This window comes from Sideroxydans sp. (assembly GCF_054604835.1).
In genome coordinates this window covers 94719-119101 of the sequence record NZ_JBTSFG010000004.1, presented here as the reverse complement: position 1 = coordinate 119101, position 24383 = coordinate 94719, and the positions used below count along the sequence as shown (strand labels likewise).

26 protein-coding genes are annotated in these 24383 nt (G+C 58.6%); 18 read left to right on the top strand and 8 right to left on the bottom strand.

Features of this window, described 5'->3' with window-relative positions; all coding sequences use genetic code 11:
• The first annotated feature begins 32 nt into the window (after window positions 1–32).
• The 4 genes from ACYCZ5_RS08070 (at window position 33) to ACYCZ5_RS08055 (ending at window position 3558) form a co-directional block, all read left to right on the top strand.
• Window positions 33–1466: a M17 family metallopeptidase gene (locus ACYCZ5_RS08070; protein WP_461544285.1), complete on the top strand. Its 1434-nt coding sequence runs from the start codon at window positions 33–35 to the stop codon at window positions 1464–1466.
• On the top strand, window positions 1466–2083 hold the full coding sequence (locus tag ACYCZ5_RS08065; protein ID WP_461544284.1) for an arylesterase: 618 nt from the start codon (window positions 1466–1468) through the stop codon (window positions 2081–2083). The genes ACYCZ5_RS08070 and ACYCZ5_RS08065 overlap by 1 nt, the downstream gene beginning before the upstream one ends.
• Before the next feature lie 122 nt (window positions 2084–2205).
• Entirely contained in the window at window positions 2206–2607 is a 402-nt protein-coding gene (locus ACYCZ5_RS08060) for a PA2779 family protein (protein ID WP_461544283.1), read from the top strand.
• Between the two features lie 6 nt (window positions 2608–2613).
• Window positions 2614–3558, top strand: a complete 945-nt coding sequence (locus ACYCZ5_RS08055) for a PA2778 family cysteine peptidase (protein ID WP_461544282.1) — start codon at window positions 2614–2616, stop codon at window positions 3556–3558.
• Between the two features lie 4 nt (window positions 3559–3562).
• Here the strand turns inward: ACYCZ5_RS08055 and ACYCZ5_RS08050 are convergent, their stop codons facing one another.
• The 4 genes from ACYCZ5_RS08050 to ACYCZ5_RS08035 all read right to left on the bottom strand — a co-directional run bounded on the left by ACYCZ5_RS08050 (window position 3563) and on the right by ACYCZ5_RS08035 (window position 7842).
• A complete protein-coding gene (locus ACYCZ5_RS08050) occupies window positions 3563–3976 on the bottom strand; it encodes a YqaA family protein (RefSeq protein WP_461544281.1) in 414 nt (137 codons plus the stop codon).
• A gap of 79 nt (window positions 3977–4055) precedes the next feature.
• The gene (locus ACYCZ5_RS08045; protein WP_461544280.1) at window positions 4056–4814 is read right to left on the bottom strand and encodes a DUF4197 domain-containing protein; all 759 of its coding nucleotides are present in this window, start codon (window positions 4812–4814) and stop codon (window positions 4056–4058) included.
• Window positions 4811–6565 (bottom strand): dihydrolipoyl dehydrogenase, encoded by a 1755-nt coding sequence (gene lpdA, locus ACYCZ5_RS08040; protein WP_461544279.1) that lies wholly within the window; start codon window positions 6563–6565, stop codon window positions 4811–4813. The genes ACYCZ5_RS08045 and lpdA overlap by 4 nt, the downstream gene beginning before the upstream one ends.
• A 17-nt stretch (window positions 6566–6582) precedes the next feature.
• On the bottom strand, window positions 6583–7842 hold the full coding sequence (locus tag ACYCZ5_RS08035) for a glutamate-5-semialdehyde dehydrogenase (protein WP_461544461.1): 1260 nt from the start codon (window positions 7840–7842) through the stop codon (window positions 6583–6585).
• A gap of 81 nt (window positions 7843–7923) precedes the next feature.
• Between ACYCZ5_RS08035 and trpC the strand changes: the two genes are divergently transcribed.
• From trpC to coq7, 3 genes are all read left to right on the top strand, one after another.
• A complete protein-coding gene (gene trpC / locus ACYCZ5_RS08030) occupies window positions 7924–8715 on the top strand; it encodes an indole-3-glycerol phosphate synthase TrpC (protein WP_461544278.1) in 792 nt (263 codons plus the stop codon).
• Between the two features lie 379 nt (window positions 8716–9094).
• On the top strand, window positions 9095–10129 hold the full coding sequence (locus tag ACYCZ5_RS08025) for a porin (RefSeq protein WP_461544277.1): 1035 nt from the start codon (window positions 9095–9097) through the stop codon (window positions 10127–10129).
• 123 nt (window positions 10130–10252) lie between these two features.
• A complete protein-coding gene (gene coq7, locus ACYCZ5_RS08020; RefSeq protein ID WP_461544276.1) occupies window positions 10253–10879 on the top strand; it encodes a 2-polyprenyl-3-methyl-6-methoxy-1,4-benzoquinone monooxygenase in 627 nt (208 codons plus the stop codon).
• 27 nt (window positions 10880–10906) lie between these two features.
• Here coq7 and ACYCZ5_RS08015 read toward each other — a convergent pair whose 3' ends face one another.
• Window positions 10907–11323, bottom strand: a complete 417-nt coding sequence (locus tag ACYCZ5_RS08015; RefSeq protein WP_461544275.1) for an OsmC family protein — start codon at window positions 11321–11323, stop codon at window positions 10907–10909.
• A 25-nt stretch (window positions 11324–11348) separates the two neighbouring features.
• On the bottom strand, window positions 11349–12089 hold the full coding sequence (locus ACYCZ5_RS08010) for a YdcF family protein (RefSeq protein ID WP_461544274.1): 741 nt from the start codon (window positions 12087–12089) through the stop codon (window positions 11349–11351).
• Window positions 12090–12115: 26 nt separating this feature from the next.
• Here ACYCZ5_RS08010 and ACYCZ5_RS08005 point away from each other — a divergent pair, with 26 nt between their 5' ends.
• The 10 genes from ACYCZ5_RS08005 to erpA all read left to right on the top strand — a co-directional run bounded on the left by ACYCZ5_RS08005 (window position 12116) and on the right by erpA (window position 20562).
• Entirely contained in the window at window positions 12116–13309 is a 1194-nt protein-coding gene (locus ACYCZ5_RS08005; RefSeq protein ID WP_461544273.1) for an alpha/beta hydrolase, read from the top strand.
• Entirely contained in the window at window positions 13306–14043 is a 738-nt protein-coding gene (locus ACYCZ5_RS08000; protein ID WP_461544272.1) for a glycerophosphodiester phosphodiesterase, read from the top strand. Before ACYCZ5_RS08005 ends, ACYCZ5_RS08000 begins: the two co-directional genes overlap by 4 nt.
• A complete protein-coding gene (locus ACYCZ5_RS07995) occupies window positions 14040–15596 on the top strand; it encodes a glycerol-3-phosphate dehydrogenase/oxidase (RefSeq protein WP_461544271.1) in 1557 nt (518 codons plus the stop codon). Before ACYCZ5_RS08000 ends, ACYCZ5_RS07995 begins: the two co-directional genes overlap by 4 nt.
• The gene (locus tag ACYCZ5_RS07990) at window positions 15593–16978 is read left to right on the top strand and encodes an FGGY family carbohydrate kinase (RefSeq protein WP_461544270.1); all 1386 of its coding nucleotides are present in this window, start codon (window positions 15593–15595) and stop codon (window positions 16976–16978) included. The genes ACYCZ5_RS07995 and ACYCZ5_RS07990 overlap by 4 nt, the downstream gene beginning before the upstream one ends.
• Window positions 16979–17085: 107 nt before the next feature.
• A complete protein-coding gene (gene rplM, locus ACYCZ5_RS07985; RefSeq protein ID WP_461544269.1) occupies window positions 17086–17523 on the top strand; it encodes a 50S ribosomal protein L13 in 438 nt (145 codons plus the stop codon).
• Window positions 17524–17525: 2 nt separating this feature from the next.
• Window positions 17526–17918 (top strand): 30S ribosomal protein S9, encoded by a 393-nt coding sequence (rpsI, locus tag ACYCZ5_RS07980; RefSeq protein ID WP_461544268.1) that lies wholly within the window; start codon window positions 17526–17528, stop codon window positions 17916–17918.
• A 75-nt stretch (window positions 17919–17993) separates the two neighbouring features.
• Entirely contained in the window at window positions 17994–19022 is a 1029-nt protein-coding gene (argC, locus tag ACYCZ5_RS07975; RefSeq protein ID WP_461544267.1) for an N-acetyl-gamma-glutamyl-phosphate reductase, read from the top strand.
• Between the two features lie 7 nt (window positions 19023–19029).
• Window positions 19030–19773 (top strand): DUF6776 family protein, encoded by a 744-nt coding sequence (locus ACYCZ5_RS07970; RefSeq protein WP_461544266.1) that lies wholly within the window; start codon window positions 19030–19032, stop codon window positions 19771–19773.
• Window positions 19774–19785: 12 nt separating this feature from the next.
• The gene (locus tag ACYCZ5_RS07965; protein WP_461544265.1) at window positions 19786–20190 is read left to right on the top strand and encodes a bactofilin family protein; all 405 of its coding nucleotides are present in this window, start codon (window positions 19786–19788) and stop codon (window positions 20188–20190) included.
• Window positions 20191–20211: 21 nt separating this feature from the next.
• On the top strand, window positions 20212–20562 hold the full coding sequence (erpA, locus tag ACYCZ5_RS07960) for an iron-sulfur cluster insertion protein ErpA (protein WP_461544264.1): 351 nt from the start codon (window positions 20212–20214) through the stop codon (window positions 20560–20562).
• 50 nt (window positions 20563–20612) lie between these two features.
• On the opposite strand, the gene ACYCZ5_RS07955 is transcribed toward erpA, so the two are convergent.
• The gene (locus ACYCZ5_RS07955; protein ID WP_461544263.1) at window positions 20613–21713 is read right to left on the bottom strand and encodes an anhydro-N-acetylmuramic acid kinase; all 1101 of its coding nucleotides are present in this window, start codon (window positions 21711–21713) and stop codon (window positions 20613–20615) included.
• A complete protein-coding gene (locus ACYCZ5_RS07950; protein ID WP_461544262.1) occupies window positions 21713–23011 on the bottom strand; it encodes a peptidoglycan DD-metalloendopeptidase family protein in 1299 nt (432 codons plus the stop codon). Before ACYCZ5_RS07950 ends, ACYCZ5_RS07955 begins: the two co-directional genes overlap by 1 nt.
• Window positions 23012–23156: 145 nt before the next feature.
• Here ACYCZ5_RS07950 and tyrS point away from each other — a divergent pair, with 145 nt between their 5' ends.
• Entirely contained in the window at window positions 23157–24353 is a 1197-nt protein-coding gene (gene tyrS, locus ACYCZ5_RS07945; RefSeq protein WP_461544261.1) for a tyrosine--tRNA ligase, read from the top strand.
• Window positions 24354–24383: the final 30 nt, after the last annotated feature.

Below are 24383 nucleotides of genomic sequence, written 5' to 3'. Positions count from 1 at the left end.
CGCGGCGTTCATTGACTAAATTCGAGGCCGCAATGCTAGCACAACTGACCCTATCCAAGACTCTGCCCGCCACTACTCACTTGCTGGTGCTGCTACCCAAGAACAAGAGCCTGCCCAAAGACGCGCCGCACGGCGATCTGCTCGCCGCAGTGCTCAAGCGCCGCGACATGAAGGCGGAGGAGCTGGCGAAATCGCCGGTGGCGGCGAACGCGGTGGACGGCACGCTGGTGGCGTGGGCGATGCTGGATGTGGAGAAAGACGCGTTCGCGCAGCAGGTACTGGTGCGCAAGGCTTTGCAGTTGCTGCTGGACGAGCAGCCGAAGGCGCTGGCGATCCATGTGTCCGGCGCGACCGCGCAACGTGCTGCCGAATTGGCAGTGTACGGCGCATGGGTGAATAGCGCCTTGCTGCCGATGCGCAAGAAGAAGGATGAGCGCAAGCCTTTGCAGAAGATCACCTTGGTCGGTGAGGTGGACAGGAAACCGTTCGAAGCCTTGCGAGCACAGGCGAACGGGAACCTGTTGAGTCGTGAGCTGACGATAACTGCCCCGAACGAATTGACGCCGGGACTGTATCGACAGCGGGTGAAGAAGCTGGCGCATGAGAAGGGCTGGAAGCATGAAGAGTTCACCATGCCCAAGTTGCGCAAACTGGGGGCGGGGGCATTCGTCGCGGTGGCGCAGGGGAGCGACCCGGAAGATGCGGCCATCGTGCATCTGACTTACAAGCATCCGAAGGCGAAACAGACCGTGGCGCTGGTGGGCAAGGGCATCTGCTTCGATACCGGCGGCCACAACCTGAAGCCGTCGCGCTACATGCACAACATGCACGAGGACATGAATGGTTCGGCCGTGTCGCTCGGCATCCTGCTTGCGGTGAGCGAACAGAAGCTGGCGGTGAATATCGACTGCTGGCTGGCGATCGCGCAGAACCATATCAGCCCCAAGGCATACAAGCAGAACGACATCGTCAAGGCGCTGAATGGCACGCATATCGAGATCATCCACACCGACGCCGAGGGCCGCATGGTGCTGGCCGATACCTTGACGCTGGCTTCGCGCGCCAAGCCCGACCTGATGATCGATTTTGCGACGCTCACCGGCAGCATGGCGGCGGCACTCGGCGCGCGCTATTCCGGCGTGTTCGCCAGCAGCGACGAATTGGCGCAGCGCGCGGTGAACACCGGCAAGCAGAGCGGCGAGCGCCTGTGCGCCTTCCCGCAGGATGAAGACTACGAAGCGGAACTTGATTCCAAGGTGGCCGATATCAAGCAATGCACGTTGACCGGCGACGCCGATCACATCCTTGCTACACGCTTCCTTAAACGCTTTGTCGAGCACGACACGCCCTGGCTGCATGTGGACTTGTCGTCCAGTCGTTGCGAAGGCGGCTTGGGCATCGTCGCGAGCGAGGTGAATGGCTTCGGTGTGGCGTGGGGTGTGGCGATGCTTAAGGGGACACATTGATGCGCTGGCTGTTGCTTGCGCTGGTGTTGACGCTGTCTGCTTGCGGCGAGGCGGAGAAGCTTCCCGCATTGCCGTCCGGCAGCGTGGTGTTGGCCTTGGGCGACAGCCTCACCGCAGGGGCAGGCGTGACGCCGGAGCAAGCCTGGCCCGCCTTGCTGGCGCAGCGTACCGGCTGGCAGGTGATCAACGGCGGCGTGAACGGCAACACCAGTGGCGATGCGCTAAAGCGACTTCCAGCGTTGCTCGAAGAACACAGGCCCGCGTTGGTATTGCTGACATTGGGCGGTAACGACATGCTGCGCCGCTTGCCGGTGCAACAACTGGAAGAGAATCTGGCGCACCTGGTGGTGAAGAGCAGGGCGGAAGGGGCGCAGGTGGTGATGGTGGCGACGCCGCAACCCAGTCTTGCCGGCGCCGTGTTGCGCAATCTCTCCGCGCCTGAATTCTATGGCCGGGTGGCGGGCTCACATCAGGTGCCGCTGATCGAGGATGCCATCGCCGAGGTGCTGTCCGATCCTTTGCTCAAGGGCGACCAGATCCATCCGAACGCGGACGGACATGCAGTGCTTGCCACTAAGATCTTTGAAGCTTTGCGCGATATCGGCTACGCGGATTGACCGGCTCAAGTTAGTCATTGCGGAAGCGGATGAGCGCCTGATAGTATGGCTCCGCGGCAACTTCAGCTTTGTCGCGACCATTTTAGTAGATGCCGTTCTTCAACCTGTAAGGAGGATTCAAGATGACGATGCAAGATTCCAGTTTCATGCGTTGGACCAGCCGTGTGATGATCGTGCTCATGACGTGCATGGCGATGCCGTTGACAGCGAATGCCGCGATGGTGGAGACCGATGTGGTGGTCGATCATGCATTGGCCGAACAGGGCCGAGCCAAGATCATGGCGTTGGTGAATCGAGAGGATGTACGTGCCCAACTGGAAGTGCGCGGCGTCACGACCGAGCAGGCTCAGGCACGCGTCGATGCGCTGACCGACGATGAAGCGATGCAGATCGCAGGCAAGCTGGACCAGTTGCCGGCAGGTGGTGACATCCTTGGTACGGCAGTATTCATCTTTATCATACTGCTGGTGACCGACATCCTCGGCTTCACCAAGATATTCCCGTTCACACGCTCGGTACGCTGATCAGCGATGTCCAGAGCTTATGCCAGCCTGATGGCTGGCATATTCCTTCTAATGCTGGGGGGGTGCAGGACACTGCCGCCTCCGGCAGCTTTGTCCGAAGATATGGCTGCGGCATTGCCGCGTCAGATCGAGTTATCCGAAGTGCCCTTCTTTGCACAGGAAGATTACCAGTGCGGACCAGCTGCACTGGCGATGGTCATGAAACATGCAGGTTTGGCGGTCGATCCGGAAGTGCTCAAACCGGAGGTCTATCTGCCGGGGCGTGAAGGTTCATTGCAAGTCGAGATGATGGGTGCGACGCGGCGTCACGGTCTGGTGGCATATCAGATGTCGCCGGTGCTGGGCGAGGTGTTGGAAGAGGTCGCGCGCGGCACGCCGGTGGTGGTGTTGCAGAACCTTGCGCTGGATTGGTATCCGGTCTGGCATTACGCGGTGGTCATCGGTTACGACCTGAATAAGAAGGAAGTTATTCTGCGTTCCGGGCGCGAGCGTGATCAGCGCATATCGCTTGTTGCATTCGAAAACACCTGGGCGCGCAGTGCGCACTGGGCGATGGTCGCTATGCCGCCGGAGAAGGTGCCCTATACTGCAACGGAATCTCGTTACGTTGCTGCAGTGAATGCATTCGGCAAGGTTGGGCAACTGCCCGCCTCTCGTCTGGCCTATCTTTCTGCCAAGAAGCGCTGGCCGGATAGTCTGGGTGTCAGTATCGGACTGGGAAATATCGCCTATTTGATGAAGCGCATGGATGAGGCCGAGGCCGAGTTCAGGGCGGCTGTTACGGCGCATCCGGATTCGGTCGCTGCGCTGAACAATCTGGCGCAGACACTTTCAGATATGGGGCACGATGAGGAGGCGCTGGTGTTCGTGCAGCGCGCGGCAGAGTTGGGCGGCCCGCTGCATGACATCGTGTTGTCGACTCAGGCTTCTATAGAGCGCAAGCTAAAATAGTGACTCAAGCGGTCAACGCGATCACCAGATAACGCGCGAATTTCCCCAGCAGCATGAATAGCGCTGCGTGCCAGGGATTCAGTCGCAACCAACCTGCAGCCACACACAACGCATCGCCGATCAACGGCACCCATGCGAGCAGCAATGCGGGCGTGCCGTGAGCTCTTACTTTTTCTACGTGCTTGAGTTGCTGTGTCTGCGGCAACAGCCAGCCCATGCCGAACGAGATCATGCCGCCTATCGTGTTGCCCAGCGTGCCGACCAGAAGGGCGGGCCAGAACAGCTCCGGGTGCAGTTTCAGGATGCCGAACAGTACCGCTTCGGAACCGCCGAGCAGCAAGGTTGCGGCCAGCAGGCTGGAGATGAACAGGCCCCACAGGCTGATGTCACTGGAAAGGTAGGTGGCGAGCGTATCCATCTATTTGGCGAGGCAGATCACGCAGGCGAACCGTTGATTGAAAGGTCGTTGTTCGCCAGATGCAGTCTGGTTGTGGTCATCACGGACGCAGGGCGGAGAATATCTTTTTGGCCAGATCGCCGGTGGCTTGCAGTGGATGGGCGCGAATCTCTTTTTCTTGTTCCGCGATGAGCAGATAGAGTCCGTCCAACGCTTTGTGGGTGATGTAGTCGTCAAGGTGCGCATCCTTTTCCTTGACCAGTCCGAGCTTGATGCCCTGTCCCGCAAACCGGTCGTAAGTCCGGGCAAGACGGACCTTTTGCATGGAGTCCGCCACGACAGGTTTGAATCGGGTACCCAGCGCGGTTTCGGTGTTGCGGCGGAAGTATTGCGTAGCCGCATCGTCGTCGCCGAGCAGGATGTTCCTGGCATCGTTCACGGTCATGTTCTTCACTGCTGCGACCAACAGCGCCCTGGCTTCCGGTACGGCGGCCTCGGCAGCGCGGTTCATCGAGGTGACGAACTCATCTGCATACTTGCCCATGCCGACCTTGCGCAGGGCGCTGTCTGCCTTCTGCAGATTCTCCGGTAGCGGGATGCGCACTTTTGGATTGCCCAGATAGCCGTCCACGCGCGCCAGATCCTTGACGGCGGATTCCGCCCCTTGGGTGAGCGCTTGTTTGAGACTCTCGGCCTGCTGCTGTGGCGAGTAGGCATCCAGTCCGGTTGGCTGGGAAGTGGACGGTGCTGAGTTGGATTGCTTCAGTCCGTCCAGCTTGGACTTAAGATCATCCAGATTGAACGCTGCGGCCGGCATGCCAAGTGTGAGCATGCCGAGCAGCAGGGCGCGTACGATCATTTCTTTCTTGGCGGCAACAGGTCGGTGATCGTGCCTTCCGCCATTTCGGCGGCGAAGCACAAGGTTTCCGACAGGGTCGGGTGCGGATGGATGGTGAGACCGATGTCTTCCATGTCCGCGCCCATCTCCAGTGCCAGTACCCCTTCGGCGATCAGCTCGCCCGCGTTGACGCCGACGATGCCCATGCCGAGGATGCGGCGGGTCTTGGGGTCGAGCAATACCTTGGTCGAACCCTCTTCGCGCGCGATGGACAGCGCGCGGCCGGAAGCGGCCCACGGGAAGGATGCCTTCTCGTATTCGACGCCCTGCGCCTTGGCCTGTGTTTCGGTCAGGCCCATCCAGGCGATCTCCGGATCGGTGTAGGCAACGGACGGGATGGTGAGCGGTTCGAAGAAGGCTTTATGTCCGGCGATGTTCTCCGCCGCCACTTTGCCTTCATGCACCGCCTTGTGCGCCAGCATCGGGTCGCCCACGATGTCGCCGATGGCGAAGATGTGCGGCACGTTGGTGCGCATCTGCTTGTCCACCGGGATGAAGCCGCGCTCGTTGACGACGAGCCCTGCCGCTTCGGCGTTGATCTCGCGTCCATTCGGACGGCGGCCCACGGCCATCAGCACCTTGTCATACAACTGCGGCTCGGCGGGTGCCTGTTCGCCTTCGAAGGTGACCTTCAGGCCTTTCTTCTCTGCCTCGATCTTGGTCACTTTGGTCTTCAGCATGATGGCTTCGTAGCGCTTGGCGATGCGTGTGTGCAACGGCTTGATCATGTCCTTGTCAGCGCCGGGCATGATTTGATCCATCAATTCGACCACCGATATCTTCGCGCCCAGTGCTTCATACACGGTCGCCATCTCCAGGCCGATGATGCCGCCGCCGATCACCAGCATGCGTTTGGGTACATCCTTCAGCGCGAGTGCGCCGGTGGAGTCGATGATGCGTTCGTCGTCGTAGGGGAAGCCGGGGATGCGCGCCACGCTGGAACCTGCCGCGACGATGGCGTTGTCGAAGGTGACGATCTTCTCGCCTTCCTCGGTTTGCACGGCGATGGAGTTGGGCGAAGTGAACTTGGCGATACCGCGTACCACTTGCACCTTGCGCTGCTTGGCCAAACCGGCGAGGCCGCCGGTGAGCTTGCCGATCACGCTTTCTTTCCATGTGCGGATCTGGTCGATGTCGATCTTCGGCTTGCCGAAAGTCACGCCGTGGTGGCTGACTTCCTCAGCTTCGTTGATTACCTTGGCGACATGCAGCAGCGCCTTGGACGGGATGCAGCCGACGTTCAGACATACACCGCCGAGCGAGGCATGTTTCTCGATCAGCACCACTTGCTTGCCGAGGTCGGCGGCGCGGAAAGCGGCGGTGTAGCCGCCGGGACCGGCACCGAGCACCACGACTTCAGCGTGGATGTCGCCTTTGGCGACAGCCGCCGCAGGTGTCGGAGCAACTTGTGGTGCAGCGACAGGTGTGGCGGCTTGAGGGGCTGGTGCTGCTTTTGCCGGTGCCGGCGCGGCAGCGCTGCTTTCCAGTAGCAGGATCACAGAGCCTTCGCTGACCTTGTCGCCAAGTTTGACCCTCAGCTCCTTCACTACGCCAGCGGCGGGTGACGGCACATCCATAGTGGCTTTGTCAGTCTCCAGCGTGATCAGCGATTGTTCGGCTTCGACAGTCTCGCCAGCTTTGACTGCGATCTCGATGACAGCCACGCCTTTGAATCCGCCGATGTCCGGTACTTTGATTTCGATTGTGCTCATGATTTTTCTCTTTCTTGTCAGATGCGGATCTGCCCGTTGCCGAGCACGATGTATTTTTGTGACGTAAGCCCTTCCAGTCCGACCGGGCCGCGCGCATGGATCTTGTCGGTGGAGATGCCGATCTCCGCGCCCAGGCCGTATTCGAAACCGTCGGCGAATCGTGTGGAGGCGTTCACCATCACGCTGGCCGAATCGACCTCGCGCAGGAAACGCATCGCCTTGCTGTAGTTTTCGGTAACGATGCTGTCGGTGTGCTGCGAGCTGTAAGTATTGATGTGTTCGATGGCCTCGTCTACGTTCGCCACCACGCGCACGCTCAGGATAGGCGCGAGATATTCGGTGTGCCAATCCTCTTCGGTGGCAACCTTCATCTGTGCGACGATCTTGCGCGCCGCATCGTCGCCGCGCAGTTCGACGCCTTTCTTGAGGTAGATGCCGCACAGCTCCGGCAATACTTGTGCCGCCACGCTGGCGTTCACCAGCAAGGTCTCCATCGCGTTGCACACGCCGTAACGGTGTGTCTTGGCGTTATCGGCGATGCGGATCGCCTTTGCGAGATCGGCTTCGTCATCGATATACACATGGCAGATGCCATCCAGATGTTTGATGACGGGCACCTTGGCGTCTTCCGAGATGCGCGCGATCAGGCTCTTGCCGCCGCGCGGCACGATCACGTCCACATATTCCTTCATGGTGATGAGTTCACCCACGGCGGCGCGGTCGGTGGTGTTCACCACCTGTACCGCCGTTTCCGGCAAACCCGCTTCACGCAGGCCTTGATGCACGCAGGCTGCGATGGCCTGATTGGAATGGATGGCCTCGGAGCCGCCGCGCAGGATGCAGGCGTTGCCCGACTTCAGGCACAGGCCCGCCGCATCCGCCGTCACGTTCGGACGCGATTCGTAGATGATGCCGATGACGCCCAGCGGCACGCGCATCTTGCCGACCTGGATGCCGGATGGGCGGTATTTCATGTCTGAGATCTCGCCGATGGGGTCGGGCAACGCGGCGATCTGGCGCAAGCCTTCGGCCATGCTCTTGACGGTTTTTTCGGTCAAAGTGAGGCGGTCGATGGAGGCGTCGTCGAGTCCGTTCTGCTTTGCGGCGGCGACATCCTTGGCGTTCTCAGCGATCAGCTTGGCGCTGTTGAGCAGGATGGCCGTGGCGATGTTCTCCAGCGCATGGTTCTTGGCGTTGGTATCCGCCATCGCCATTGCGCGTGATGCGGCGCGGGCCTGCTGCCCGACGCCTTTCATATATTCCTTGATGTCGTTCATGGTGCGTGTCTGGATATCAGTGGCGCGCATTTTAGCATTGCGCATGCGTTAGAATGCGCGCCTTATTCAAGAGAATCCAGCATGTCCGACATCCTCAACAAGATACTCGCAGTCAAAGCACAGGAAGTCGCCGCCGCACTTTCGGCCAAGCCTTTGCCCGTGATCCGCAGCGAGGCACAGCATGCGCTTCCGGCTCGTGATTTCGTGGCGGCCATTCGCAGCAAGATCGCTGCCGGCCAGCCGGCGGTGATCGCCGAAATCAAGAAAGCCAGCCCCAGCAAAGGTGTGATCCGGGAGGATTTCCAGCCGGCCGAGATCGCGCAGAGTTACGCGCAGCACGGTGCGGCCTGTCTGTCGGTGTTGACCGATGAGCAGTTCTTCCGGGGCAGCGTCGAATATCTGAAGCAGGCTCGTGCAGCATGCGAATTGCCCGTGCTGCGCAAGGATTTCATGGTGAGCGAATATCAGATATATCAGGCGCGCGCGATGGGGGCGGATGCGATCCTGTTGATCGCTGCCGCCTTGTCGCTCAAGCAGATGCAGTCTTTTGAGAAGCTGGCACAGCAACTGGGCATGGCGGTGCTGGTCGAAGTGCATGACAGCAAGGAGCTGGAGATCGCATTGCAATTGAAGACCCCGCTGATCGGCATCAACAATCGCAACCTGCGGACTTTTGAAGTGAGCCTGCAAACCACATTGGATCTGCTTGAGCAGATACCGACAGACCGGATCGTCGTTACCGAGAGCGGTATCTTCACCGCACAGGACGTCAATCTTATGCGCGAACATCAAGTGCATACCTTCTTGGTCGGCGAAGCATTCATGCGTGCCGCCGATCCGGGGGCAGAGCTGGCCCGCACTTTTTCTTCTTAAGTAGTGCTTGCGGTGACGGAGCAGTGTTCGGCGGTAATCACCCCGCCGCTTGCGCTGCAATCCCCCGCTCGGGTATCACTTTGGTGTGTTTTGCCCTTATTTCCCTGTGGTTGTCGGCCTGTCATGAAAGTGTTTGTTGCAATTTGGCAACAGAATATGTGAATTTTGATGCAGGTCAATTTGCGTAGTAAATGTTAGGGCAGAATCCGCTCCGAGCTCGCTGTAGGGGCTTGATTGTTAGGAGTCTTAGGCGGTGTTGCAGAATTGTGACGTCGTAAGCGTCCCGTAAGGTGCCGATAGTACGGTGCGTTGCGAGACGAATGAGGCAAACCAACAATCGTCTTCATGGCAAACCAACTTATAACTAGAGGAGTTTCACATGCAAAAGAAAATCATCGCACTGGCTGTTGCTGCCGCTTTCTCCGCTCCTGCTTTCGCCGACGTAACTGCCAACGGGATTATTGATGCCGCAATCATCAGCCATTCTGGCTCGGGTCAAAAGAGTGACATGATCGCTTATTCCGGTGGCCTGTCTACTTCTCGTTTGAGCGTGACTGCTACGGAAGGTCTCGATAATGGTTGGACCGCGATTGGGGCTGTCGAGTATGGCATCGACACACAAGACACTGGCAGCACCTTGACTGCACGCAAGAAGATGCTGGCCGTGGCTGGTGATTTCGGTACGGTCGCAACAGGCTACTTGCAAACTACAGGCTACGATTTGCAAGTTAAGTTTGATCCGACAGCCGGCTCTGCAGTCTCTCCACTGCAAAACATGACTAAAGGCGGCGGTTTCTATACTGGTACCGCAGCGAACGCTTCACGCGCACAGCGTGCAGTGGCGTACATTTCTCCCAAGTTCGCCGAAGCCGTTACTGTGGCAGTGAACTATTCGACTGCTCTGGCTGGTCTGGGCAATGTCACTGCTACAGCTGATACAAAATCTACAGCGTTCCTGGCTTCAGTGAATTATGAGCAAGGTCCGCTGGCTGTTGGCGGTGTGTACACTTCTGTTACTACTGCTGGAAACAGCGCATTGACGGAAGTGGCTTTCGGCGGCTCCTTCGATCTGGGCGCGGCCAAATTGTTTGGTACTTATCAGTCCATGACACCTAATGGCGGTAGCGCAAGCAAGGCATACAGCTTCGGCGCAGTAGCTCCTGTCGGCGCGGGCGCAGTGGTGGCCAGTATGGCAGGAACCAAAATGGCTACTTCTAGCCGCAACGGCTCCGGCATGACGGTCGGCTATTTGCATAACCTGTCCAAGACAGTCACTGCATATGCTGCTTACTCCCGCGTGAGCCAAGACAGCGGCACTTCTAGCTACAGCGTAGTGAACAGTGCATTGACTGCTAACTTGACAGCTGGCGGCAGCTCCAATCTGGTTGCAGTTGGTCTGCGCAAGAAGTTCTAAATCAGCCTTACCCTCTGATTTGGATGAGAACGGGCCTCTTCGGAGGCCCGTTTTTCATTGGGCATTCCCGCGAGGTCTGGAATCCAGTACCCTTGCGCCATATTTATAAAGCAGGAGATCGACATGCTGAATCTGGATACTTTGATCGTTGAATTCGACAAGGGCTTGCGTACGCTGTTCGCCAAGGCGCCAACTGCACGTCCTTATCCCGATGCGAACATCCCTGATGCGACGATGAGCGAGGCTGAAAAGAAGCATGCTGCGGCTTTGATGCGCATCAACCATACCGGTGAGATATGTGCGCAAGCTTTATATCAAGGGCAGGCGTTGACCGCGCGCGATCCGGTGGTGCAGGAGAAACTCAATGATGCGGCATGGGAGGAGACCGAGCATCTGGCCTGGACCTCGCATCGCGTACATGAGTTGGGCGGCCGTCTGAGTCTGCTCAATCCGCTGTGGTACACCGGTTCTTTGGCGATCGGCGCAGTCGCTGGTGCGTTGGGCGATAAGTGGAATCTGGGGTTCCTGGCCGAGACCGAGCGTCAGGTCGGGGCGCACCTGCAGAGCCATCTGGATGGCTTGCCGCCACAGGATGCCAAAAGTCGCGCCGTAGCGCAGCAGATGTACACGGACGAGGTAGGGCATGCCGACATGGCGGTGGAACTGGGGGCGGCGGAGTTGCCGTTGCCGGTGAAGCTGGCGATGCGCGGCATGTCTAAGGTGATGACCAAGACCGTCTATTGGGTCTGAGTCTTATCGTTCTTTGTGAGAGGGCGCTTATCCCTCTTGTATCTCGAAATCGTGAGTGATGTCGGCTGTTTTGCCCAGCATGATGGAGGCCGAGCAGTATTTATCGGCCGACAGCTTGATCGCCCTTTCTACTTGTTCGTGTTTCAAGCCTTTGCCCGTCACGATGAAGTGCATGTGGATCTGGGTGAACACTTTGGGGTCGGTCTCTGCGCGTTCTGACTGGATATCCACCACGCAATCGGTGATGGGTTGGCGCGCTTTCTTGAGGATGTGCACTACATCATAGGCGGTGCAAGCGCCGGCGCCGATCAACAGCATCTCCATCGGGCGCGGGCCGAGGTTCCTGCCGCCGCCTGCAGGCGGGCCATCCATCAATACAGCGTGTCCGCTCTCCGTCTCGCCCAGGAACGAAACCTCTTCCACCCATTTGATGCGTGCCTTCATGTGGTCACCTCGTAAGTTGGTTGCGTCAGGATTTTAGCCGATACCAGAGCATGCCGACGACTTCATGCATGAACCGGTAACTTCCCAGCAGTGCTGCGGCATTGGGAATGAAACTCAGTAGGTCGGTCTTGTGGCGCGTGGTGAAGGCGGTGGCAGCGGGTATGACTTCGAAGCCGGCGTGCTCGAAGACCTGAACAGCGCGTGGCATATGCCAAGCATGCGTCACGAGATAGATGCGTGTCATCCCCTCTCGTGCTAGCAGGTCGTGGCTGTGGCGCGCGTTCTCCAGCGTATTGTCCGAGCTGTCTTCAACCCAACGCACCGGCACGTAGTATTCCTGCTCCAGCACTTGCTTCATCAACGGCGCTTCGGCACCGATGCCTTGGGGGTTCCCGCCGCTGACCAAAACCGGCTTGCCGGTCTGGCGATACAGCATGGCTGCGTAGCGCACGCGTTCCAGCGTCTCCTTGCTGACGGTGTTGCCGCCATATTCCGGTGCGTTGAAATGCTGGCCGCCGCTCAGGACGATGATGGCATCCGCGGGCTCCTTGCTGAGATCGGCTGGCTTGCCTTCTATGCTTTGCAGCAGGCTGTCGGCCACGAATGGGGTGGACAGCAACCAAATGCCGGCAACGGATACAGAGACCAGAATGCGCGCCGCGCGGGGGCGTTTGTGCCAAAGGTACAAGCCGATGCCTGCTACGACCAGAAGGTTGAGTGGCGGCAGCAGGAAGGCGCTGACGAGATTGGTAAGGAACCAGGACATGGCATGGGCTGCGAAAACGGTGGCGCATGATACGCCTGCAAGGTGAGTTGATGCCAGCGCGCGGCAGGTACAATGCCCGTATGAACATCCCGTTGCAGACTCGCCATCATCCTTCCGGACTGAATACCCGTTTCGCCGGAAAGGGGCTGTCTTTCAGTGAATATATCCAGCAGGCCGAGGCGATGTTGCGACGGGTACATGCAGGCAAGCCGGATATTGAAAAGATCGTGGCCGGTAATGCGCCATTTGCATTGCAGCCCTCAGGCGACTTTCAGAAAGGAGTCGGGAAGCCAACCCGACGCGGTGTGTTGCTCACCCATGGCCTGAGTGATTCGCCCTATCACATGCGCCACTTGGCTGCGTTCTTTCAGCGTAACGGATTCCGCGTGATGGCGGTGTTGCTGCCGGGACATGGTACGCAGCCCGGCGATCTGCTCGATGTGCGCTGGGAGGATTGGGCGGAGACGGTGGCTTATGGTGTGCAGTGTCTGGCAGAGGAAGTGGACGAGGTCTATCTGGCGGGTTTCTCGGCGGGGGCTGCATTGAGTCTGTATCAGGCGGACAAGGACAAGCGTGTGCGCGGTCTATTCATGTATTCCCCCGCGTTCGAGATACCCCGCCGCGCCCGCTGGGCGAGCTTGAGCCGGTTCTATGGTTGGTTGTTGCCGCGCCGCTCATGGTTGGCCGTGATGCCGGATCAGGATATCTACAAATATGAATCGTTCTGCATGAATGCGGTGACGCAGATGTGGCGACTGACCCAAGCTCTGCCGCAGGGAGAATTGCAGATTCCGGTATTCGTGGTGGCCAGTGCCGACGATGCCACGGTGGTTTCAGCCGCCACGCTTAACTTCCTGCGCCGAGTGAAGCATGCCTTGCGAAAGATGTTGTGGCACGCCGCTGTCGATCCGCAACAGGCGGATGTGGAATGGGTGAAGAGCGCGCTGCCAGAAAAACGTATCCTATCCAGTGCGCATACCGCCGTCGTCATGTCTCCTGACGATGCGCATTACGGTGAGTCGGGCGAGTACGCGAACTGTCTGCATTATTTCGCTCAGGATGACGAGCATTATTCTGCATGCCGGTCATCCCAGGTCGCGTGGTTGGGCGAGGTGACGCCGCAGAATCTGAAATATGGATTGTTGCGGCGGCTCATGTACAACCCGCAATACGCGGCGATGGAGGCCGCCATGCGCAACTTCATTGAAAGACTGCCATGAGCAAGACCTTGATCTACGCGCACCGTGGAGCCAATCGCGAGGCGGCAGAAAATACGCGTACGGCTTTCGAGCAAGCGTTACGCTATCCGATTGACGGGATCGAGACCGATGTGCAGTTGAGTCGCGATGAGGTTGCGGTGCTGTGGCATGACCGTGATCTGAAGAAGCTCGGCTTGCCTGACAAACGTATCGATGACTACGACTTTCAGCAGCTGCAGGAGATGGATTTCGCCGCGCACTTTCCGGGCGCGGAACCGGAAGGTGTGATGAGCCTGCAGACATTCGTCGACGCCTACCGCGCGCGTTGCGGCTTGTTGCTGGAGATCAAGAACCGCAGTTGGGAAGAAGTCGCCCGGCAAGAGATGAAAGTGCGACAGACGCTGGCACTGGCCGGGAGCGCGGGCGATGGCGTGCTGGTCTCTTCTTTCAATATGAACAGTCTTGCCTATGCACATGGCATCGCGCCAGACTTCCCGTTGGTGCTCAATCTGGAGCCGGAGCATACGGTGAAGGATGCGCGCAGCGCGCTGGACTTGCATCCGTTCCTGCATGGACTATGTGTCGAGATATCCACGCTGGATGTCGATATGGTCGGGCTGCTGCGCGAGCGGGGTAAGTCCATCGCTGTTTATACCTGCGATACCGATGCAGAGATCGGGCGTGCCTTGCTCCTCGGGGTGGATATCCTGATCAGTGACTTGCCGGAGAAGGCGTTGCGGATGAGGGACGCATGAAACGCGATTTTGCTGCCCTGCAAGGTGAGTTCGATCTGCTCGTCTGTGGCGGCGGTATCTACGGCGCATGGACGGCTTGCGATGCCGCCTTGCGCGGACTCAAGGTGGCGCTGGTCGAGCAGGGCGATTGGGCGGGCGCGACATCGTCCGCTTCCAGCAAGCTTATCCATGGCGGCCTGCGCTATCTGGAGACTTACGATTTCAAATTGGTGCGCAAGGCGCTGAAGGAGCGGCAACTGTTGCTCGATATTGCGCCGCACCGGGTATGGCCCTTGCGTTTCGGTGTGCCGGTGTATGCGGACAGCCGCAACGGCACGCTGCTGCTGAAAGCGGGGTTGATGCTGTATGACGCGCTGGCCGGCTTTCCCGGCGAGCTTATGCGGCATCGCCATTTCTTCAAGCAGGGATTCTCATCCCGTTTTCCTTTTTTGAATGACGCCGGGCTGCACGGCGGATTCACTTACGGCGATGCGCAGACTGACGATGCGCGTTTGGTGCTGGAATTGGTGGCAGGCGCGATGGAGAGCGGCGCGGTATGCCTCAACTACGCGAAGCTGGTCGATTGGCATGAGGAAGGCGGCAAGGTGTGTGGCGCCGATGTTCGGGATATGTTGACTGGAAGCGCACTGAAAGTGCGCGCCAGACAATGCGTGAGTACCTCGGGGCGATGGGCGATGTTGAGCGAGCAGGGGCAAGCATGGTGTCGTTTGAGCAAGGGTGTGCATCTGGTGTTGCCTGCACTGCCCACGCGGGAGGCGGTTTTGCTTACGTCGAAAAAAGACGGTCGTGTGTTCTTCATCATCCCTTGGTATGGCCGTACGCTGCTGGGCACGACCGATACAGACTATCGCGGCGCGGCCGATCAGGTGCAAGTCGAGGAAGCAGACATCGATTATCTGCTTGAAGCGGCCAATGACTATCTCATGCAGGCATGGAGTCGTGCGGATGTGATCGGCAGCTATGCCGGTGTGCGTGTGATGAAGCAGAGCGATGATGCGAATCCATCTGCCGTCAGCCGGGACTGGGAGTTGAAGACGACTGCGAACGGGTTGCATCACGCTATCGGCGGCAAGCTCACCTCGGCGCGCGAAGATGCGGCGGTGATCGTTGATGCTGTGTGCGCAAAGCTTGGTGTCGCCACTGCATGCGCCAGCAAAGGGAGTCTGCCGTGGGCGCCGAATCGGAATTTTGCAGAGTGGGTGTCTGAATCGAGCGTGTTGTCTCATGGGCTTGGCATTGATGATGAGAGTGGTCGGTGGCTGATGCGTCGACATGGCGCGCGCATCACCGACGTGTTCGCTATCGTTAAAGAGGCTCCTCAATATGCTGCACGTATCGTTCCGGAAGTCCCTCTGATCTATGCGGATCTGTTGTTGTGTGCGCGCGACGAGATGGCAGTTCATCTTGTCGATCTGTTGCGACGGCGTATGCCCTTGCTGATCCTGACTCAGTTGGATGCAGCTCGGCTGCGACATCTCGCCGAGCTGCTGGCGCCAGAATTCGGCTGGGATGCTCAACGAGTCGCAGATGAAATGAATGCCTGTCTCATATGATTGTCTCTGTCGCACTTGATCTGGGCACGACCAGCATCAAGGCAGGGCTGGTGTCTGCGGAGGGCGAACTGAGCGGGGTGGTGGTGAGTCATGCACCGCCGGTGACGGCCAAAGCGGGGCGTTATGAGAGCGATGCTGCTGCCTATGCGGAAGCTGCGGATGCGGTGCTTGCCGAATGTCTCGCGCGGACGGATGAACGACCGCCACTCGGGCTATGTAGTCAGCGATCTTCCTTCGTCATATGGGAGCGTGCCAGTGGTCGCCCCATCACCTCGCTTATCTCCTGGCAAGACGACCGGGGCATGGCAAGTTGCGAAGCATTGCGCGAAAAGGAAGGAAGAATACGGGCGCTCACTGGCCTGTCGCTCACGCCCTATTACCTGGCACCCAAGCTGAGTGTGTTACTCGGAGAGCATCCGCAATGGCGGATACGTCTGGCTAGCGGGGAATGGATGCTGGGTACGCTGGATACCTTTCTTATATGGCGCTGGACGGGTGGCCGGCATCATGTCACCGACGCTTCGATGGCGGCGCGTACCCTGTTGATGGATGTGCATGGCTTGCGATGGTCTGCTGAGTTGTGCGACTTGTTCGGAGTGGATGCCGCCATCTTGCCTGAGATATTGCCCTCGACCGGATTGAAGATCGTGCTCGACGATGGCTTGCGTTTGCAGGCTAGTGTGGCGGATCAATCGGCAGCGCTGTGGCATGGCATCGCGCCTGGGCGTCGCGAAGCGATGGTCAATCTCGGCACGGGAGGTTTTGTTGCGGCATATCGTTCGCAAGGAAAAAGCATGTCGGCGGGGTATTTGGAGACGCTGGTATGCATGGATGCGCAGCAGCAAGTCCATAGGGCCTGCGAAGGGACATTGAATTCGATCGCTGCTGCGTTGGACGCATACCCGGTAGAAAACTGTTCGCCGGATGAGTTGGCGAGTGACGACATCTATTGCGTGGCAGAGCCTAGTGGATTGGGCGCGCCTTACTTCAGGCGCGACATCGGGCTGAGGTTCTCGGAATCGGTCGATCATCTGGACGCGCATCGCATCGCCCTGCTGTTGCAGGAAAGCATCATCTTTCGCGTGGCGCGGATAATTGAGGACATTCGGCGAGAATCGGATGTGGATAGTGTCTATCTCTCCGGCGGCCTGTCCAATTTGCCCTGTTTGCAGCAAGGCATCGCCAGTCTTGTGCCAGTCGCGTACCGTTTATCTCAGCCGGATGCTGGGCTGATCGGGGTGGCTCAGCTGGCGTCCGGAGCGGGGGCGGGTGGCTTCAGGCAGGCTCAAAAGATAGCGGTGGGCAGCAGCCAGGCTCGGCTACGACAGAAGTTCGAGGGATGGAAGTTGTGGCTGGACGATCTGCTAGGATCCGGCCCGTAGGGGGTGATGAAGCCATGAGTTCGATAAGCGTTTGACAGGTGTAATGGTCTCGCATAGAATGCGCGCCCTTCGCAGTCCGTTATTCATTTATTGTTTTAGGAAATGCCATGAAAACATTTTCCGCTAAAGCGCAGGAAGTCCAGCACGACTGGATTCTGGTCGACGCAGCTGACAAAGTGCTGGGCCGTTTGGCCAGCCAGATCGCTACCCGCCTGCGCGGCAAGCATAAGGCTATTTATACGCCCCACGTAGACACCGGCGATTTCGTCGTGGTCGTGAACGCTGAAAAAGTGCGCGTGACCGGCAATAAAGCCCAGGACAAGATGTATTACCGCCACACCGGTTTCCCCGGCGGTATCTACGAAACCAACTTTATCAAGATGCAACAGCGTCATCCGCAGCGTCTTTTGCAAAAGGCCGTGCGCGGCATGCTGCCTAAGGGCCCGCTGGGCTACGCGATGCTGAGCAAGCTGAAGGTGTATGCAGGTGCAACGCATCCGCATAGCGCGCAGCAACCCAAACCTATCGATCTGTTGAAGGCTTAATCATGAGCGTAACTTATAACTATGGAACTGGCCGTCGCAAGAGCGCGGTGGCTCGTGTGTTCATGAAGGCTGGCAAGGGCGAGATCGTCGTCAATGACAAGCCTCTGGACGTATTCTTCTCTCGCGAGACCGGTCGTATGGTCGTGCGTCAGCCGCTGGAATTGACCGAGATGATGGGCAAGTTCGACATCATGGTGAACGTCTCCGGTGGCGGCGAATCCGGTCAAGCCGGTGCGGTGCGTCACGGCATCACACGTGCACTGATCGACTATGATGCATCGCTGAAGCCGACCCTGAGCCAAGCTGGCTTGGTCACTCGTGATGCGCGTGAAGTCGAGCGTAAAAAAGTCGGTCTGCGCAAGGCGCGTCGCAGGAAACAATTCTCCAAGCGTTAAGCTTGTGTGGAACCGGGAAAGCCGCCATTTGGCGGCTTTTTCATTTATCATTCGCCCACTTTCCGGGAGGGTAGCGTGGTCAAGGTCGGTATCGTAGGTGGCACGGGTTACACAGGGGTCGAATTGCTCCGTTTGCTGGCGGCACATCCGCAGGCCGAGTTGCGCGCGATCACTTCGCGTGCCGATGCGGGTATGCCGGTCAGCCAGATGTTCCCCAGTCTGCGCGGACGTGTAGATCTCGCGTTCTCGCATCCCGATGAGGCGCATCTGGACCAGTGCGACGTGGTGTTCTTCGCCACACCCAATGGCATCGCCATGCAGCAAGTGAGAGCCCTGCTGGATGCGGGTGTCAAAGTCATCGACCTGGCTGCCGATTTCCGTATCAAGGATGTGGCGGAATGGGAGAAATGGTACGGCATGAGCCATGCCTGTCCTGATCTAGTGGAAGAAGCCGTCTATGGCCTGCCCGAGGTGAATCGGGAGCAGATAAAAAGTGCGCGCCTGATCGCCAATCCGGGTTGTTATCCGACGGCGGTCCAATTGGGATTCATCCCGTTGCTGGAGGCTGGCGTCGTCGAGACAAGCTCCCTCATCGCCGATGCCAAATCCGGGGTGTCGGGCGCCGGCCGTAAGGCCGAAGTGCACGCCCTGTTCTCCGAGGCGAGCGACAACTTCAAGGCCTACGGTGTGGCAGGACACCGCCACTTGCCGGAGATCAAACAAGGGTTGGCGAACGTGACTGGCACGCCGGTCGGGCTGACTTTCGTGCCGCATCTGACCCCGCTGATACGCGGTATCCATGCCACGCTCTATGCGCGGCTGACCAAGGATGTCGATCTGCAAGCGTTGTTCGAGCAGCGTTATGCCGGCGAGGCTTTTGTCGATGTATTGCCGGCAGGCGGTATGCCGGAAACGCGTTCCGTGCGCGGTTCCAATATCTGCCGTATCGCGGTGCATCGTCCGCAAGGTGGCGATACCGTGGTGGTACTGTCAGTGATCGACAATCTGGTCAAAGGAGCGGCCGGGCAGGCGGTACAGAACATGAATATACTGTTCGGGTTGCCGGAAAGCACCGGTATCGATCTGGTCCCATTGTTGCCCTGAAAAGAGAATGATCAAAGGATTCAAACGCCGCTTCAGTATCTCCGCGCCGCGTCTCGCAGTGCGCCCCCACGTGCCTTGGTATGTGCGTTGGGCCATCATGCTGCCCTTCGTGCTGGTGATGGGGTTCCTGGTGTGGTGGGCCTATGATGCCGGTATGGCGCTGGCGGGTTTCCATCGCGGCGAGGCCGAGCAGGAGATCACCGTGCTGCGAGAGCGCGTGCAGGAACTGGAGATGCAGAACGCCGGTCAAGCCAATCAGATAGCAGTGCATGAGCGTCAGGCCCAGATCCAGCAAGCCGCGGCGGACGAAGTGCTGGAACAGGTGAATGCCCTGCATGATGAGAATCTGCGTTTGCGGGAGGATCTCTCGTTCTTCCAGAGCTTGCCGCTCACTGCGGGTCGTGATGCGGAGCTTTCCATACACAGTCTTAAACTGGAACCTGCCAGTCTGCCCGGCGAATATCATTGCCAGATGCTGCTGGTGCAGGGGGTGCAGCGACGCGGAAGGGTATTCCAGGGCAACCTCCAGATAGTGGTCAACGGCGAACAGGGGGGGCGAAAAGTGGTGTTACAATTCCCGGAACCTGATTCCGCTGAAGTCGCTGCGCAGCACCTGAACTTCAAGTATTACCAGCGCGTCGAACGCATTTTCCGCTTGCCGGAAGGTGTGCATATCGATAGCGTGGAGATACGGGTCTTCGAGAAGGGTATGCAGGAGCCCAAGGTGACGCAGACGGTATTGCTTTCATAATGGAGTGGCTAGATGTTCAGTAAACACAGCAAACCGCAAAATCGCATCGATTCTTTGATAGGTGTAGGGACTCGGGTCAATGGTGACATCCATTTCACTGGCGGGTTGCGCGTAGACGGAGAAGTCACCGGCAGCGTGATCGCCGACCCTGCCAAGGCCAGCACGCTGGTGTTGAGCGAGCAGGCTCAAGTGCACGGAGAGATCAGCGTTACGCATCTGGTGGTCAATGGTATGGTGACCGGCCCCGTTCAGGCATCCGAGTACCTGGAACTTCAGAGCAAAGCCAAGGTCACTGGCGATGTAAGGTACAAAACGCTGGAGATACAGTTGGGTGCAATCGTCGAGGGTAAGCTGGTGCACATCAATGAGACCTCTGAAAAAGTCGTGTCGCTCAAGGTGAGTGGCGCTGAATCGTAATAAAAGACAAGGAGTACAACCATGAATGCAGTGACTGAAATGCAAGATCCGCTGTTGTTTACCGACAGCGCTGCCAACAAGGTGAAGCAGCTGATCGAAGAAGAGGGCAATGCCGAGCTGAAGCTGCGTGTATTCGTCACCGGCGGCGGCTGTTCCGGCTTCCAGTATGGTTTCACTTTTGATGAAGTCGTCAACGAGGACGATACCGTCATGAACAAGAACGGTGTGCAGTTGCTGGTCGACCCTATGAGCTTCCAGTATCTGGTCGGTGCGGAGATCGATTACACCGAAGGTTTGGAAGGTTCTCAGTTCGTGATCAAGAATCCGAATGCAACAACCACATGTGGTTGCGGTTCTTCATTCTCGGCATAAGCTGACGGCGGTTGAAGGACGGACGGGGCGCGCAAGCGCCCCGTTCTGTTTTATGCAGGGTAGATAGCGCCCAATACGCAGGGGTGTGATGCGCCTGTGGCGGCGGGCAGGTTGCCTGGTTGCAGGGTCATGGTCTGGCGTGCCAGCCAGGCAAAAGCGATCGCCTCCATCCAGTCTGTGGGAATGCCGAGTGCATCGGTTTTGCGGATGCGGCAGTGCGGTAAACGCTGCTGCAGTGCCGATGCCAATGCGGCATTGTGCGCACCGCCGCCGCACAGATACAGTTCCTCGGCCCCCGCACAGAATCTGCCGAGCGCTTGAGCGATACTGTCGCAAGTGACAGCCAGCAGGGTCGCTTGTACATCTGCGGGCGACTCTGTGCCATCAAGTCGATCCTCCAGCCATGCAAGATTGAACAGGTCGCGTCCCGTACTCTTGGGAGGTGGCTCGGAAAAATATGGCTCGGCCATCATGCGTTGCAGCAACTCTGGAATGACCTTGCCGCTGGCAGCCCACTCGCCATTCTCGTCATAGGGCTTGCCATGGTGTTTGCTGATCCAGCTATCCAGCAACAGATTCCCCGGTCCGGAATCGAATCCAGTCGTGCCGTGCCCGGGTTGCAGGTCGGTGAGGTTGGCGATGCCGCCAAGGTTGAGTATGACGCGATGGGTCGCGGGATGACGCAGCATCATGTCGTGGAATGCGGGCACCAATGGTGCGCCCTGACCGCCTGCAGCGATGTCGCGTGAACGGAAGTCGCTCACGACGTGGATGCCGGTCAGCTCAGCCAGAAGCGCGCCATTGCCAAGTTGCACCGTGTAACCTTGCTCGGGCCGATGGCGGATGGTCTGGCCGTGGCAGCCGATGGCCAGTACGAGTTGGGGTGAAACACCTGCCTTGCTCAGTAAAGCGTGGCTGGCATCGGCGTAAGCGCGGGCCAGTGCGATGGAAGCGAGTTGTGTGCGGTGTATCTCGTCGAAACCGGGCTGGTGCAGTTCGAGCAATACAGCTTTCAGCGATGGCGGATACGGCTGGTAATGGCTAGCCAGCATCCGTGGCTTGTCGTCTTTGAATTCGACCAGTGCGACGTCGATACCATCCAGGCTGGTGCCTGACATGATGCCGAGATAAAGCTCCGAAGCGGTTTTCACTAATCGAGTTTGGCGATGCGCGTATTGTGCAGCAAGGAAAGTCGAGCATTCAGATCGCGTGTGGATTCGCTGAAGGCAGTGCGCTGGGCATCGCTAATCGGTTTGCCATCCGGCAGCACCATCTTCAGCGGATCGCGCTGGACGCCGCTGACCTTGAATTCGTAATGCAGGTGGGGACCGCTTGCCAAGCCGGTCTTGCCCACATAGCCGATGACCTCGCCTTGCCCTACGCGTTGACCGCGATGCAGGCTGGCGGCGAATCTTGAGAGATGGCCATAGACCGTTTGATAATGGCCCTGATGCTTCAGTATCACCACATTGCCGTAACCTCCCTGCTTGCCGACGAAGCTCACAACGCCATCAGCCGTGGCGCGCACCTTGGTGCCGATGGGGGCTGCATAGTCCACACCTTTGTGGGCGCGCCATTTGTTGAGTACCGGATGGAAGCGCGAGCGACTGAAGCCGGAGCTCACGCGCGAGAATTCGATGGGAGAGCGCAGGAAGGCCTTGCGCATGCTCTTGCCGTCCGGTGAGAAGTAGTCACCGCCATGACGTGAGTTCTGGAAAAAGAAGGCGCGGAAGGTGCGGCCGTGGTTGACGAACTCTGCAGCCAAGATGCGCCCTTTATGCGCCGATTCGCCGTTCACGTAGTCCATCTCGTAGATCACACTGAATTTGTCGTGCCGACGCAGGTCGCGATGGAAGTCGATATCACCGCCGAAGACTTCGACCATCTGATTGGCGATCGAATCCGGCAATCCTGCCTCATCCGTGGCGGCGTACAGGCTACTTCTGATCTCGCCGGTCTGCACAAAGACACGGCGTTCAGTCTCGGCGACATGTTCCGTCACCCTGAAGCTTGCGCCGTCTTTGAGTATCTGAACCTGATTGCCATCGTTGTCGGTGTATCGCAGGGCAAGCAGATTGTGCGCATCGTCCGCCTCGGCCAGAAAAGTCCTGCCCACGCGCAATTGGCGGAACGAACTGGCCGATGAGGCGCGACGCAGGAATTCATCTGCAGCCGGATCCTGCACATTCACTCGGCGCAACAGCTCGCCCACGGTGTCCCCGCGTTGTACGCGGTCATTGCGCCAGAACACGGAAGCTTCGGGCTGTTGTGCAGTGTTGGCGGGCAGTTCGATGTGCTCGATGACGCTGTATTGTGAGGCAGACAGGCCGGCGGTCTGGGGCATGATGCCGAACGCCGTCACCACCCCGAGCAACGGCAGGGTGGACAGGGTGACGAACCAGCGCAGCTTCATCTTGTGCGCGTGTAGCAGGGTGTTTTGCGGTAACATTCGCGCTTCCTCGGCGTCGTCGTTGGCGCATATGCGAAAGGCATGGCGACCAACAAGCAGAATACGGCGCCACTTTAACAGAAAGCGACACCCCATCAAAATCCGCCCGGCACCCGGGCAAGAAACAGACAAGCGGTCTTTCGACATGAGTCAACAAGAAATCCTCAATCAAATCAAGCGCGGCAGTGATGAGCTGCTGATCGAAGCCGAACTGATCAAGAAGCTGGAGCAAAATCGCCCTCTGCGCATCAAGGCAGGTTTCGATCCGACTGCTCCGGATCTGCACCTCGGTCATACCGTGCTACTCAACAAGATGCGTCAGTTGCAGGACTTGGGACACCATGCCCTGTTCCTGATCGGCGACTTCACCGGCATGATCGGCGACCCGACCGGCAAGAACGCCACCCGTCCGCCTTTGACGCGCGAGCAGGTGCTCGCCAATGCCGAGAGCTATAAAGATCAGGTATTCAAGGTGCTCGACCCGGACAGGACCGAGGTCGTGTTCAACTCCACCTGGATGGACAAGTTCAGCGCGGTCGATCTGATCCGCTTGGCTGCGACGCATACCGTGGCGCAGATGCTGGAGCGCGACGACTTCTCCAAGCGCTATAAGGGCAACCAGCCCATAGCGATCCACGAATTCATCTATCCGTTGGTGCAAGGTTACGATTCCGTCGCGCTCAAGGCCGATCTGGAACTCGGCGGCACCGATCAGAAATTCAATCTGCTGATGGGGCGCGAACTGCAAAAGCATCATGGTCAGCCCGCGCAGTGCGTGCTCACCATGCCGCTGCTGGAAGGATTGGATGGCGTCAACAAGATGTCCAAATCGCTGGGTAACTATGTCGGTATCACCGATACCCCGACCGAGATGTTCGGCAAGATCATGTCCATCTCCGACGATCTGATGTGGCGCTATTACGATCTGCTTTCGTTCCGCAGCTTGGCGCAGATCGCGAATTTCAAGGAAGAAGTCGCCCAGGGGCGCAATCCGCGTGACATCAAGGTGATGCTGGCGCAGGAGATCGTGGCGCGTTTCCATACGCAGAAAGCCGCCGAAGACGCGCTGGCCGAATTCGAGGCGCGCTTCCAGAAAGGCGTGCTGCCGGACGACATGCCCGAGATATCCGTGCAGTCCAGCGATGGCAGCATCGGCATCGCCCATCTGTTGAAGCAGGCCGATCTGGTTGCCAGTACTTCCGAGGCGATCCGTATGGTCGGCCAGGGCGGCGTGAAGCTGGATGGCGAGAAAGTCAGCGACAAAGCCCTGCAGATTAAGGCCGGTGCGGTGGTAGTGGCACAGGTCGGCAAGCGTAAATTCGGCCGGGTCACGGTCTTATAAATACCGGTTGTGCGCCGGGTGCGTCTTCGG